The organism is Vagococcus sp. WN89Y (assembly GCF_052220145.1).
Taxonomy (GTDB): Bacteria; Pseudomonadota; Gammaproteobacteria; order Enterobacterales; family Enterobacteriaceae; genus Kosakonia.
In genome coordinates, this window is sequence record NZ_JBQPOM010000028.1 from 464502 (window position 1) to 477326 (window position 12825).

Sequence of the window (12825 nt, forward strand, 5' to 3'; positions counted from 1 at the left end):
CGCGATGGTATGCAGCATTAATAATAATCGATGGTATTTTTGATGCTGTATTTACGAGCAACCGTTGGGGTAACGCTGGTATCCACAATCTCCAGGCTACAGGTTACCGGGTTATCATGCCCGTCATATTCACAGGTCTGTTTTACGTTCCCCAGCGGTTTATCGTTTAAGGTGCTCACCGCCGTGTAATCCAGCTTTTTCTGTTTATCAGACGACGGCGTGGAAGAGACGGTTAAATGATCGTCTTTCGAGGTCGTCGATTTACCCAGAGGATAACCTTCGGCGTCATAAAGATATTTCACTTCCATATCTTTACCGCGCGCCAGTACCACAAAACCGTTGTCATCGGTATCCCAGATTACCCCGGCAGCCGGGAATTCCGCCAGCTGGCATTTGCCCTGCAAGCGCAGGCGTTTTTCCGAAGACTCGGCGTCAAGATAGAAGTTTGCATCCAGTACCAGCGATACCGCGCTATTATTTTCCAGATCGTGCAGCTCAAGCGTATCGAAGCAGCCCTCTTTTGACAGCGAACCGGTCACACGTTTCGACACTTCGCCTTTTTCATTTAACAGGGTCTGACTGAAATCTTTTACCGGCCCACGCAGCGGATCGAAATCAAACTCATTGGAAAAACTCGCCATCTCGGGGGTAAACGAAACGGGTTCTTTCGCATCATCACACCCGGCCAACAAAACTGCCGCAGAGAGAAGGAATATCTTTTTATTCAAAGGGTTCACCAGATTTTTCTTTTGTACGCTGCCTATATTAGCAAATCCTTAAGTATTTAGGACAATGAGTTATTAATTTCACTAACAGGTCATGTCATTCGGAACGGCACAATTCCGATAGTCATCCCCCTTGACCTTTGCTTACAGTAAGGCTGCTAAGCTTAAAAAAGAGTAAGAGAAAGGAGAAAACGATGCATTATTCACGTTGGTTATGCGCAGTACTGCTGGTGGGATCGGTTCCCGCGTTCGCAGCACCGGACTCGTGCGAACGCATCAGAGCCGATATCCAGCAGAAAATTATGCAAAATGGCGTCCCTGAGTCCGCCTTTAGTTTGACCATTGTGCCGAATGATCAGGCCGACCAGCCGGGCGCACAGGTGGTTGGGCATTGCGCCAATGACAGCTATAAAATCCTCTATACCCGCAACGACGGTGCCACCCCAGGCGAAAACACCGACGCACAATAACGATATCCCCCGTTTTTTAGGGGGATACGCCTCTCATTGATCGAAGATAATATTATTTTACTCCCTAATGATTAGCATACTCCTATTGTTAGCCCGCTTTTAATTTTCGTGGGTAATTTCTTTTTATTATAAATAATAATGGAGTGAGCTATGTCTGAGACCGAAAACAGCGGCGGCATCAGCCGACGAACGCTGGTAAAAACCACCGCGCTCGGGTCGCTGGCGCTGATGGCAAACCAATTTTCCTTGCCATTCGGTATGCGTAGCGCTGCCGCGGCTGTCCAGCAGGCGATGCAACCCACGGCAGATAAAGTGGTATGGGGCGCCTGTTCGGTTAACTGCGGCAGCCGCTGTGCCCTGCGTTTGCACGTGCGTGATGAGGAAGTCTACTGGGTGGAAACCGATAATACCGGCAACGACCGGTACGGAGACCATCAGGTGCGCGCCTGTTTGCGCGGGCGCTCCATTCGCCGCCGTATCAACCACCCGGATCGTCTGAATTACCCAATGAAGCGCGTGGGCAAACGTGGCGAAGGCAAATTTGCCCGCATTAGCTGGGAAGAAGCGCTGGACACCATCGCCAACAGCCTGAAAGATGTGGTAGCAAAATACGGAAACGAAGCGGTCTACATCAACTACTCCTCCGGGATTGTTGGCGGCAATATCACCCGTTCCTCACCCTCCGCCTCACTGATTGCCCGCCTGATGAATTTCTATGGCGGGTTCCTGGGTCAGTATGGCACCTACAGCACCGCGCAAATCGCCTGTGCAATGCCTTACACCTATGGTTCTAACGAAGGCAACAGCACCTCAGATATTGAAAACAGTAAACTGGTGGTGATGTTTGGCAACAACCCTGCCGAAACCCGGATGAGCGGCGGCGGGATCACTTATTATCTTGAGCAGGCGCGGGAGCGCTCTAATGCGCGCATGGTGGTGATTGATCCGCGCTATACGGACACCGCCGCCGGGCGCGAGGACGAGTGGTTACCGATTCGCCCCGGTACAGATGCCGCCCTGGTGGCAGGTCTGGCGTGGGTGCTGATCACTGAAAATCTGGTCGATCAACCCTTCCTTGATAACTATTGCGTTGGCTACGACGAGACCACCCTGCCCGCCGACGCGCCGCGCAACGGCCATTACAAAGCGTATATTCTCGGCGACGGCGATGACGGTATTGCCAAAACGCCGCAGTGGGCGTCGCAAATCACCGGTATTCCTGCCGATAAAATCATCAAGCTGGCGCGCGAAATCGGCAGCACCAAACCTGCTTATATCTGCCAGGGCTGGGGGCCGCAGCGCCAGGCCAACGGCGAGCTGACCTCCCGCGCCATCGCCATGTTGCCCATCCTTACCGGCAACGTCGGCATCAACGGCGGCAACAGCGGCGCGCGGGAATCCACTTACACTATCACCATTGAGCGGATGCCCGTTCCTGAAAACCCGGTAAAAACGGCGATCTCCTGTTTTACCTGGACTGACGCAATTGCGCGCGGGCCAGAGATGACGGCCACGCGCGACGGTGTGCGGGGTAAAGAGAAGCTGGACGTACCGATTAAGTTTATCTGGAACTACGCCGGTAACACCCTCGTCAATCAGCACGGCGATATTAACCGTACGCACGATGTTTTGCAGGATGATAAACAGTGCGAAATGATCGTGGTGATTGAAAACTTTATGACCTCGTCCGCCATGTATGCGGATATTTTGCTGCCGGATCTGATGACCGTTGAGCAGGAAGATATCATCCCGAATGATTATGCCGGGAATATGGGCTACCTGATATTCCTGCAACCGGTGACGAAGGCGAAATTCGAGCGCAAACCGATTTACTGGGTAATGAGCGAAATAGCCCGCCGCCTGGGGCCGGATATCTACCAACAGTTCACCGAAGGGCGCACGCAGGAGGAGTGGCTGAAATATCTGTACGCCAAAATGGTGGCAAAAGATCCTGCGCTGCCCGCTTATGAAGAGCTGAAAGCGATGGGGATCTATAAGCGTAAAGATCCGAACGGCCATTTTGTCGCCTATAAAAAATTCCGCGAAGACCCGCAAGCGCATCCGTTGAAAACGCCGTCAGGCAAAATTGAAATCTACTCCGACAGGCTGGCGAAAATTGCCGCGAGCTGGGAACTTGCCGAGCATGACGTTATCAGCCCCTTGCCAGTTTATGCGTCTACGCCCGAAGGCTGGGACGATCCGGCGCGCCGTACCTACCCGCTGCAACTTTTTGGCTTCCACTATAAAGCCCGCACCCACTCAAGCTATGGCAACATCGATGTGCTCAAGCAAGCCTGCCGCCAGGAAGTGTGGCTCAACCCGGTCGATGCGCAACGGCGCGGCATTGCTAACGGCGATATGGTGCGTGTCTTTAATGATCGCGGCGAAGTGCGGCTCCCGGCAAAAGTGACGCCGCGCATTATGCCAGGCGTCAGTGCAATGGGCCAGGGTGCGTGGCACCAGGCGAATATGGACGGAGATCGCGTCGATCACGGCGGCTGTGTCAATACCCTGACCACCCACCGACCATCGCCGCTGGCGAAAGGCAATCCGCAACACACCAATCTGGTCGACATTCAAAAGGTTTAAGGAGTAGCCGATGACAACCCAATACGGCTTTTTTATCGATTCGGCTCGCTGCACCGGGTGCAAAACCTGCGAACTGGCCTGCAAAGATTATAAAGATTTAACCCCGGAGGTCAGCTTCCGCCGCATTTATGAATATGCGGGCGGTGACTGGCAGGAGGATAACGGCGTCTGGCGGCAAAATGTTTTTGCCTACTATCTGTCGATATCCTGCAACCACTGCGAAGATCCGGCCTGCACAAAAGTGTGCCCAAGCGGTGCCATGCATAAACGCGAAGACGGCTTTGTGGTGGTTAACGAGGAGGTGTGTATTGGCTGTCGCTATTGCCATATGGCCTGCCCGTACGGCGCGCCGCAATACAATGCAGCGAAAGGTCATATGACAAAATGCGACGGCTGCCACGACCGGGTAGCGGACGGCAAAAAACCGATTTGCGTGGAATCCTGCCCGCTGCGGGCGCTGGATTTTGGCCCAATAGAAGAGCTGCGCAAACAGCACGGTTCGCTGGCTCAGGTCGCGCCTCTCCCTGCCTCGCACTTTACCCAACCGAATATTGTTATCAAACCTAACGCCAACAGCCGCCCGACGGGTGATACCACCGGCTATCTGGCAAACCCGCAGGAGGTGTGAGATGGGAAACGGATGGCATGAATGGCCGCTGGTGCTTTTTACCGTGCTGGGCCAGTGCGTGGCGGGCGGTTTACTTGTCACCGGCTTTGCCTGGATGGCAGCGAAGGATGACAAAGCCGGGCAAATGCGCATTGCGCGCAGTATGTTCTTCCTCTGGGTATTAATGGGCGTAGGGTTTATTGCGTCCATGATGCACCTCGGCTCGCCGCTGCGCGCGTTTAACTCCCTGAACCGCGTCGGCGCGTCGGCGCTCAGTAATGAGATTGCTGCCGGTTCGCTCTTTTTCGCCGTCGGCGGCTTCTGGTGGTTACTCACGGTGCTGAACAAAATGCCTGCGACGCTGAGCAAGGTCTGGCTGGCTATCAGCATGGTGCTCGGGGTGCTGTTTGTGCTGGCGATGACGCGTGTTTATCAGATAGACACCGTCCCGACCTGGCACAACGCCTACACCACCTGGGGCTTTTTCCTCACCATGCTGCTTGGCGGGCCGGTACTGGCCGCCCTGCTGCTACGCCTGGCGGGTTGCGCGTTTAACGCTACGCGTTTTGCGACGATAAGCATCATTGCGCTGCTTATCTGCATCGCGCTGATTATCCTGCAAAGCGCCGCTCTGGGGGATATCCACAGTTCGGTGCAGCAGGCAAGCGCGCTGGTGGCGGATTACGGCCTGCTGCAGGCGCTGCGTTTGCTGCTTATTGTGCTCGGCCTGGGCTGCTGGATTTGCCCGCTTGTTCTGCGCAAGCAGCCGCATGCGCTAGCGCTTCTGGCCGGTTTCGTGCTGGTGGGCGCAGGCGAAGTGATTGGCCGGGGTCTGTTTTACGGGCTGCATATGACCGTCGGCATGGCGGTGGCAGGATAAAATATTTACCACGCGGGGCAACCCGCGTGTTTCTGGAGTAAACATGTCTGATGCAACCTTTTTAGTCACCGCCCGTGTGCTGGGCGCGCTGTTTTACTACCCACCGGATAGCCCGCAAGCTGCGTCGCTGGTGGCGGCATTTCGCAACAATTGCTGGGCCGACGACTGGCAGCCCGGCGGGCCAGCGCTGGCACCGCTGCGTGCAGGGTTTTGCGCCGACAGTGACGAATCGCTGGAAGAGGCCTGGCAGCGCCTGTTTATCGGCCCCTGGGCGCTACCGGCTCCGCCGTGGGGTTCCGTGTGGCTTGATAAAGAGAGCGTGCTGTTTGGCGAGTCCACCCTGGCGCTGCGTCAGTGGATGCGCGAACACAACATTGTTTTCGACACCCGACAGAATGAGCCGGAAGACCACTTCGGCGCGCTGTTGCTGATGGTCGCCTGGCTTACGGAACAGGGTAACCTGGCTGCCCGCGACGCCCTGCTGGCCTGGCACCTGCTACCGTGGTCCGCGCGTTTTCTTGAGGTATTTACCGGGAATGCGCAGCACCCCTTCTGGCGCTCTCTGGGGCAACTGGCACAGCTCACGCTTAGCGAGTGGCAATCGCAACTTCTGATGCCCGTCGCGCAAAAGCCTCTGTTTCGCTGAGCATTTTCCCGGTAACCATTGCCGGGATTAACCCTACGTTTCTGTGACAACGTCACCTCATCCCTGCCTTTTTAAGATAATTCTGCAGTATCGGTATACAGCCGTTACACCATAAGGGCTAACCTCTGCCTGCGGGCAAAAAACCTCACGCAAAAGCGCCCGTCTAAACTGGTATCCTTCCCGCCCGCTTGCTATAGAACAGTGCACCCTGCCGAACATGGCATAACAACACGCAACATTGGTTGCCATAACACATGCAAACAGGGAGACACACTGCAATGCATAAATCTACGCTAACACGCGTCCTGCTGTTTATTATCGGGATCGCGGCTGTTCTGGCGCTTATTGTCTGGGGAGTTGGGCCGGAAACGCTCAAAGAGCGCAAAGTTGATTTGGTCTATCTGGGCCAGCAGCATATGTTTCTGGTCTTTAGTTCGATGTTTTTTGCCTTACTGGTCGGTATACCGAGCGGCGTGTTGTTAAGCCGTCCCGCAGCGCGCGGATTCGCCGAACATATCATGCAAATCTTTAACGTCGGCAATACGCTGCCGCCGCTGGCGGTGCTGGCACTGGCGATGGTGGTGATTGGCATCGGCGACACGCCGGCAATTATCGCTCTGTTCCTCGCCTCGTTGTTGCCGATTGTGCGCAACACCTACGCCGGGCTGTGCTCAGTTCCCCCGGCGATGCTGGAAGCCGCCAACGGTATCGGCATGACCAAATGGCAGCGGCTTTGCCAGGTCGAACTGCCCAATGCCATGCCGGTTATCCTGTCCGGGGTACGGATAGCGACCGCCATCAATGTGGGTACTGCGCCGCTGGCGTTTCTTATCGGTGCCAGCAGCTACGGCGAGATGATTTTTCCCGGTATCTATCTCAATGACTTCCCGACGCTAATCCTGGGCGCTGCTGCGACCGCGTTATTCGCCTTGATCCTTGATAGCCTGCTGGCCGCGCTTGGCCGCCTGCTTAGCCCACACGCAAGCTGATAACAATAATAAGGAAACCATATGAAACATTTATCCCGCTGGCTCGGCGCGCTGGCTTTTGCCGCCCTGTTTTGTGCCAGCGCCCACGCCAGACCATTGATTCTGGCCACCAAAGGGTTCACCGAGCAGCATATTTTGTCGGCCATGACCGTGCAGTATTTGCAAAAGAAAGGGTTTCAGGTCGAACCGCGCACCAATATCGCTGCCGTTATCTCCCGCAACGCGATGGTCAATAAACAGATAGATATGACCTGGGAGTACACCGGGACCTCGCTGATTATCTATAACCACATCGACAAACGCATGTCGGAAAAGGAGTCTTACGAAACGGTAAAACGCCTTGATGCTAAGCATGGTCTGGTCTGGCTGCAACCTGCAGCCATGAACAACACTTACGCCTTTGCGATGCAGCGCAAGCGGGCGGAAGCGGAGAATATCAACACTGTCTCTGAGATGGTGGCGAAAATTGAACACATCCGCCAGACCGATGCGAAAAACAACTGGCTACTGGGTCTGGATCTGGAATTTTCCGGGCGCAGCGATGGCATGAAACCGCTGCAAAAAGCCTACAACCTGCAGCTTGATCGCGCGCAAATCCGCCAGATGGACCCGGGTCTTGTCTATAACGCATTGCGTGATGGCTTTGTCGATGCCGGGCTTGTCTACACCACCGACGGGCGCGTGAAAGGGTTCGATTTAAAAGTGCTGGAAGATGACAAAGGTTTCTTCCCGGGCTATCAGGCGACGCCGGTGGTGCGCGAGGAAATTTTGCAGGCGAACCCGGGGCTGGCTGACGCGCTCAACACCCTCTCCGGGCTGCTCAGCAATGATGTTATTTCCACGCTGAATGCCAAAGTCGATATCGATCACCAGTCGCCGCAGAAAGTCGCCAACGATTTTCTGCGCGAAAAAGGGTTGTTGTAAGGAGAGCCTATGGACACGTTGCATTACATGATGGAAAACACCGGCTATCTGGCGAGCCTGACCTTTCAGCACCTGTGGCTGGTTTTGCTGGCGGTAGGCCTGGCGATAGTGATTGGCGTGCCGCTGGGGATTTTAATTGTCCGCCACAAGTGGCTGGCAACCCCGGTGCTGGGGCTGGCAACGCTGGTACTGACCATTCCGTCCATCGCGCTGTTTGGCCTGATGATCCCGCTGTTTTCCATGATTGGTCAGGGCATCGGTGCCCTGCCAGCAATCACCGCGGTGTTTCTCTATTCGCTGCTGCCGATTGTCCGCAACACGCACACCGCGCTGGATAGTCTGCCGCCGGGGCTTCGCGAAGCCGGTCGCGGGATTGGCATGACCTTCTGGCAGCGCCTGCGCTGGGTGGAAATCCCCATGGCGCTGCCGGTGATTTTTGGCGGCATTCGTACCGCCGTAGTGATGAATATTGGCGTGATGGCAATTGCCGCCGTGATTGGTGCCGGTGGCCTGGGGTTACTGCTACTTAACGGTATCGGCGGTAGCGATATCCGTATGTTAATTGCCGGCGCGCTGCTGATTTGTCTGCTGGCTATTGTGCTCGACTGGTTACTCAACCGCCTACAAATTGTGCTGACGCCGAAGGGGATCCGATAATGATAAAACTGGAAAATCTGACCAAACAATTTACCCAGAAAAGCGGCCAGACGATGAAGGCCGTCGATAATGTCAATCTTAACGTGCCGGAAGGCGAAATGTGCGTGCTGCTTGGCCCGTCCGGCTGCGGGAAAACCACCACACTTAAGATGATCAACCGGCTTATCACGCCGAGCAGCGGTTCGATTTTTATTAATGGTGAAGATACCAGCGGGATGGATACGGTGACCCTGCGGCGCAATATTGGCTACGTTATCCAGCAGATTGGTCTGTTTCCGAACATGACCATCGAAGAGAACATCACCGTGGTGCCGCGTATGCTGGGCTGGGATAAAGCACGCTGTAAAAACCGCGCGGCAGAGCTGATGGAGATGGTGGCGATGGATGCGAAAAAGTTCCTCCAGCGCTACCCGCGCGAGCTTTCCGGTGGGCAACAGCAGCGTATCGGCGTGATTCGCGCGCTGGCCGCCGATCCGCCGGTGTTGCTGATGGATGAACCTTTTGGCGCTGTCGATCCGATCAACCGTGAGGTTATTCAAAATCAGTTTTTAGAGATGCAGCGGAAACTGAAAAAGACCGTGATGCTGGTCAGCCACGATATTGATGAAGCGCTGAAACTTGGCGATCGTATCGCGGTGTTCCGCCAGGGGCGGATCGTGCAATGCGCAAGCCCGGACGAGCTACTGGCGAAACCTGCCAACGAGTTTGTCGGCAGTTTTGTCGGCCAGGACCGCACGCTCAAACGCCTGCTGCTGGTTTCTGCAGGTGACGTGACCGATCAGCAACCGACCCATACCGTGCGGGAGTCCACCGCCGCCGCCGAAGCCTTTATGATGATGGATGATAACGATATCCGCGCCATCACCGTGGTGGATGGTAGCGGCAAGCCGCTCGGTTTTGTGAAGCGCCGGGAAGCGCGCAATGCACAAGGCGACTGCGCCGGGCTGCTGCACCCGTTTCGCATTACCGGCAAAGCCGAAGATAATCTGCGCGTGGTGCTCTCAAGGCTTTATGAAAGCAATACCAGCTGGATGCCTATCGTTGATGAAGAGGGGCGTTACAACGGCGAGATTTCCCAGGATTACATTGCTGAATACTTAAGCTCCGGCAGAACGCGCCGGGTACTGAACATTCATAGCGATAACTAAGGCTATCCCCTCCCACGGAGGGGATTTTTTTATGCGGTGACGCGCTCGGCCACCAGCATACCGGTCACCATCTGCAAATTAATATATTTCGCCAGATCGCGCTGTTCCGGGCGCGGCAGATAAGGCAGCTCGCCCACCAGCGGTGCGGGCAGCTTTTTGCTCAGCACATTGATGATTTCAGCATAGTGCGCCAGCCCCGGATTGATACGGTTTGCCACCCAGCCAATCAGCGGTAACCCGTCGCTGGCGATGGCCTGCGCGGTGAGCAGCGCATGATTAATGCAGCCTTCCTGAATCCCCACCACCATCACGACCGCCATTTGCTCCTGCACGACCCACTCCGAGAGCGGGCGCAAATCGTTCATCAAACTGCGCCAGCCGCCCGTCCCTTCGACCACCACATGGTCAACGCTCTGACAAAGGTTCGCCAGCCCGTTTGACAACAGGGAGTAATTAATGGCGCAGCTGTGCGCGACGCTGCTCTCTTCTTCACTGAAAGCGACCGGATTTATCGCCTGATAAGGCAGAGAAAGGGAGGAAACACTTTGCAGTACCAACGCATCTTTATTGCGTAACCCTTCCGGCGTCACTTTACAGCCTTTAGCCACAGGCTTGTAACCCGCGACCGTTTTGCCGCTGGCGGCCAGCGCCTGGAGCAGCGCGCGGGACGCTACTGTCTTGCCAACAGAAGTGTCTGTACCCGTAACAAAGAAACGCTTTAGCATCACGATCCCACCGTTATTCTACGAAAATATAAGCCTGGAAAATAATTCAGTCGGGAAAGTCTAAAAGAAGTGCCGGTGCTCCGGCTTGAGGTAGCGCAATATTTGCGGTAACTGTGTAAAAATGTTAACCCTGCAACAAACGAATCAGCAGCGATCCGTTATACATCGCCTCTTTAACCAGCGCGGCTCCGGCCATCGTGCCCTGATTGGGAAATTGCGTGCTTTCCACGCTGATATGCTGGCTGTACGCGGGCAGCGCCTGCTGGCGAATGCACTGAAGAATGGCCGGGAACAGCACCTCTGACGCCGCACTCAGCGGCGAGCCAATCAGGATTTTCTGCGGATTAAACAAATTCACCATAATCGCGAGAATGCGGCCAATATTGGCCCCTACACCGCTGATGATATCTTTTGCCAGCAAATCGCCCTGGCGTGCCGCCTGACACAGCCATTCGACGCTCAACGGTTGCTGGTGCAGCATCGAGCTCATCGACTGGCTCATGCGCAGCTGCGCCAGCTCCAGCACGCTGTCGATACTGGCAATGGTCTCCAGGCAACCATGATTGCCGCAGTAGCAACGCTTGCCATAAGGATCGACCTGGGTGTGACCAATCTCCACCAGGCTGCTGCTGCCCGCATGCAGCAAGCGCCCGTCGGTGATCACCCCGGCCCCGACATAATGATCGATCACCACCTGGATAACGTCGCGCGCGCCGCGTGACGCGCCAAACAGCGCTTCGGCCATGGTCCAGGCGCTGATATCGTGCTGTAAAAAAACCGGCACGCCGGTGTGGCTCTCCAGCACTTCTCCCAGCGGCATATCCTTCACGTCTTCATAAAACGGCATGCGATGAACGATACCATGCTCGGTATCAACAATGCCCGGCAGCGTGATAGCAATGGAGGTCAGCCGTTCCAGTTTCGCCTGGTGGCGGGTAAAAAAGCTGTCGATATGGTTAATGATGCGCGTCAGCAACGGCTGCTCGTCGATAAGCGCTAACGGCAGGCACTCCTCCACCACCAGCGTGCTGCTCAGATCGCGCAGAGAAATAAAAAGCTCGCCCCGGCTCAGGCGCAGCGAGAGATAATGCCAGGCTTCGGTCTCCACCTTCAGCCCGACCGCCGGGCGACCCCGGCTGCCCGGCTCCTGAATTTCGGTTTCCTGCACCAGGTGCGCTTCGAGCATTTCACGCACAATTTTGGTGATACTGGCCGGGGCAAGTTGCGCCAGTCGGGAGAGGTCGATACGCGAAACCGGGCCAAGCTGATCAATCAGGCGATAAACCGCTCCTGCGTTGGTCTGCTTTATTTGATCAATATGCCCAGGCTGACTATCAGCAACCACCCCTGACTCCCTTATTTTCGCGCTTCGAAATAATCGTGCGGCTATGGTGAAGCACTTCGCCGGTCGCCGTCAAATATTTACCCAGGCTTGTGATTTACCGCACATTTTGCAATGACTTATGGATAAAATTCACTCAGCTGCGCTGCTCAGAAGCTGCTGGCGAAAGCGCGCCGCTGCCGCGCTCTGTTCATGATGTTTTGACCACACCAGCCACATTTCCGACACCGCATCCGCTTCACGAATGGGAACCCAGCGCATTTCATTAAGCTGCACGCGATGAAACGAGGCCGGCAAAATTGAGACCCCCATACCGGCGGCGACCAGGCCGATTATGGTCATCGCCTCACCCACTTCCTGGGCTATCACCGGTGCGAGCTGGTAACGGCGCATCAGCCCCAGGATGTCGTCATACAGCCCGGTGCCCACATGGGGATCAAAAAATACAAACGGTTCGCTCGCCAGTTCTGCCAGCGAGAGCGCCGCCTGCGCCGCCAACGGATGATCGCGATGGATCAGCGCCAGCAGCGGCTCGCGTAAAATCCGCTGCCAGGCCAGCGTATCGGGGAGCTGGGTGTTGCGCATCAATCCGAGATCCAGCGTGCCTTCATTAAGCGGCGCAATCTGCTCACGCGTGTTGGTTTCCTGCGTCAGGATATGGACATCCGGGTAGCGCTGGCGAAACGAAGAGAGCGTATCCGAGACGGCTTTGATAAACGGTGCAGACGAAGTAAAGCCAATGCGCAGCTCACCCGTTTCGCCCTGATGCAAACGGGCAGCGCGAGCGGCGGCATCGTTCACCTGGCTCAGTATCTGGCGACTGTCGGCCAAAAACTGCTTGCCTGCCGGTGTCAGCGATACGCTGCGGTTGGTGCGCGCCAGCAAACGCGCGCCTACCTGTTGTTCAAGTATCTGGATCTGCTGGCTGAGCGGTGGCTGGGAGATATTCAGCCGCGCCGCTGCATGGCCAAAATGCAGCTCTTCTGCGACCGCGATAAAGTAGCGCAGATGACGCAATTCGATATTCATATTTATCACATATCATTTGAGATTATTAATATATTAGACAGAATATTTCACTTTTCATACCCTGACTGAGTGGTAAGCCCGTCACCAGAATCAC

13 protein-coding genes are annotated in these 12825 nt (G+C 55.6%); 9 read left to right on the forward strand and 4 right to left on the reverse strand.

Annotated features, from left to right (window positions below):
* Positions 1-17: 17 nt before the first annotated feature.
* Positions 18-728 carry a YnfC family lipoprotein gene (locus ACTU3N_RS10710; protein WP_443086110.1) on the reverse strand — a complete coding sequence of 237 codons (711 nt, stop codon included), beginning with the start codon at positions 726-728 and terminating at the stop codon, positions 18-20.
* A 191-nt stretch (positions 729-919) separates the two neighbouring features.
* Here ACTU3N_RS10710 and ACTU3N_RS10715 point away from each other — a divergent pair, with 191 nt between their 5' ends.
* From ACTU3N_RS10715 to osmV, 9 genes are all read left to right on the forward strand, one after another.
* Positions 920-1195, forward strand: a complete 276-nt coding sequence (locus ACTU3N_RS10715) for a DUF1161 domain-containing protein (RefSeq protein ID WP_443086111.1) — start codon at positions 920-922, stop codon at positions 1193-1195.
* A gap of 150 nt (positions 1196-1345) precedes the next feature.
* Positions 1346-3784, forward strand: coding sequence for a selenate/tellurate reductase subunit YnfE (ynfE, locus tag ACTU3N_RS10720; protein ID WP_443086112.1), 2439 nt, complete (start codon positions 1346-1348; stop codon positions 3782-3784).
* Between the two features lie 10 nt (positions 3785-3794).
* A complete protein-coding gene (locus ACTU3N_RS10725) occupies positions 3795-4412 on the forward strand; it encodes a DMSO/selenate family reductase complex B subunit (RefSeq protein WP_443086113.1) in 618 nt (205 codons plus the stop codon).
* A gap of 1 nt (position 4413) precedes the next feature.
* Positions 4414-5271 carry a DmsC/YnfH family molybdoenzyme membrane anchor subunit gene (locus ACTU3N_RS10730; RefSeq protein WP_443086114.1) on the forward strand — a complete coding sequence of 286 codons (858 nt, stop codon included), beginning with the start codon at positions 4414-4416 and terminating at the stop codon, positions 5269-5271.
* Positions 5272-5314: 43 nt separating this feature from the next.
* Complete coding sequence (gene dmsD, locus ACTU3N_RS10735; RefSeq protein ID WP_443086115.1) at positions 5315-5917, forward strand: Tat proofreading chaperone DmsD; 603 nt, start codon at positions 5315-5317, stop codon at positions 5915-5917.
* 278 nt (positions 5918-6195) lie between these two features.
* On the forward strand, positions 6196-6906 hold the full coding sequence (osmY, locus tag ACTU3N_RS10740) for an osmoprotectant ABC transporter permease OsmY (protein WP_443086116.1): 711 nt from the start codon (positions 6196-6198) through the stop codon (positions 6904-6906).
* A 21-nt stretch (positions 6907-6927) separates the two neighbouring features.
* Positions 6928-7830 carry a glycine betaine ABC transporter substrate-binding protein gene (locus tag ACTU3N_RS10745; protein ID WP_443086117.1) on the forward strand — a complete coding sequence of 301 codons (903 nt, stop codon included), beginning with the start codon at positions 6928-6930 and terminating at the stop codon, positions 7828-7830.
* 9 nt (positions 7831-7839) lie between these two features.
* Complete coding sequence (osmW, locus tag ACTU3N_RS10750) at positions 7840-8487, forward strand: osmoprotectant ABC transporter permease OsmW (RefSeq protein ID WP_443086118.1); 648 nt, start codon at positions 7840-7842, stop codon at positions 8485-8487.
* Positions 8487-9635, forward strand: a complete 1149-nt coding sequence (gene osmV / locus ACTU3N_RS10755; protein ID WP_443086119.1) for an osmoprotectant ABC transporter ATP-binding protein OsmV — start codon at positions 8487-8489, stop codon at positions 9633-9635. The genes osmW and osmV overlap by 1 nt, the downstream gene beginning before the upstream one ends.
* A 29-nt stretch (positions 9636-9664) precedes the next feature.
* Here the strand turns inward: osmV and bioD are convergent, their stop codons facing one another.
* The 3 genes from bioD to ACTU3N_RS10770 form a co-directional block, all read right to left on the reverse strand.
* Positions 9665-10360, reverse strand: a complete 696-nt coding sequence (gene bioD / locus ACTU3N_RS10760) for a dethiobiotin synthase (protein WP_443086120.1) — start codon at positions 10358-10360, stop codon at positions 9665-9667.
* A 124-nt stretch (positions 10361-10484) separates the two neighbouring features.
* Positions 10485-11705 (reverse strand): sugar metabolism global transcriptional regulator Mlc, encoded by a 1221-nt coding sequence (gene mlc, locus ACTU3N_RS10765; protein WP_443086121.1) that lies wholly within the window; start codon positions 11703-11705, stop codon positions 10485-10487.
* A gap of 129 nt (positions 11706-11834) precedes the next feature.
* The gene (locus tag ACTU3N_RS10770) at positions 11835-12731 is read right to left on the reverse strand and encodes a LysR family transcriptional regulator (protein ID WP_443086122.1); all 897 of its coding nucleotides are present in this window, start codon (positions 12729-12731) and stop codon (positions 11835-11837) included.
* Between the last annotated feature and the right edge of the window lie 94 nt (positions 12732-12825).

Excerpts from the sequence above, each read along its gene's own strand:
- ACTU3N_RS10715 (WP_443086111.1), top strand. The coding sequence starts at position 920 with ATGCATTATTCACGTTGGTTATGCGCAGTACTGCTGGTGGGATCGGTT.
- ynfE (WP_443086112.1), top strand. The coding sequence starts at position 1,346 with ATGTCTGAGACCGAAAACAGCGGCGGCATCAGCCGACGAACGCTGGTA.
- ACTU3N_RS10725 (WP_443086113.1), top strand. The coding sequence starts at position 3,795 with ATGACAACCCAATACGGCTTTTTTATCGATTCGGCTCGCTGCACCGGG.
- ACTU3N_RS10730 (WP_443086114.1), top strand. The coding sequence starts at position 4,414 with ATGGGAAACGGATGGCATGAATGGCCGCTGGTGCTTTTTACCGTGCTG.
- dmsD (WP_443086115.1), top strand. The coding sequence starts at position 5,315 with ATGTCTGATGCAACCTTTTTAGTCACCGCCCGTGTGCTGGGCGCGCTG.
- osmY (WP_443086116.1), top strand. The coding sequence starts at position 6,196 with ATGCATAAATCTACGCTAACACGCGTCCTGCTGTTTATTATCGGGATC.
- ACTU3N_RS10745 (WP_443086117.1), top strand. The coding sequence starts at position 6,928 with ATGAAACATTTATCCCGCTGGCTCGGCGCGCTGGCTTTTGCCGCCCTG.
- osmW (WP_443086118.1), top strand. The coding sequence starts at position 7,840 with ATGGACACGTTGCATTACATGATGGAAAACACCGGCTATCTGGCGAGC.
- osmV (WP_443086119.1), top strand. The coding sequence starts at position 8,487 with ATGATAAAACTGGAAAATCTGACCAAACAATTTACCCAGAAAAGCGGC.
- bioD (WP_443086120.1), bottom strand. The coding sequence starts at position 10,360 with ATGCTAAAGCGTTTCTTTGTTACGGGTACAGACACTTCTGTTGGCAAG.
- ACTU3N_RS10770 (WP_443086122.1), bottom strand. The coding sequence starts at position 12,731 with ATGAATATCGAATTGCGTCATCTGCGCTACTTTATCGCGGTCGCAGAA.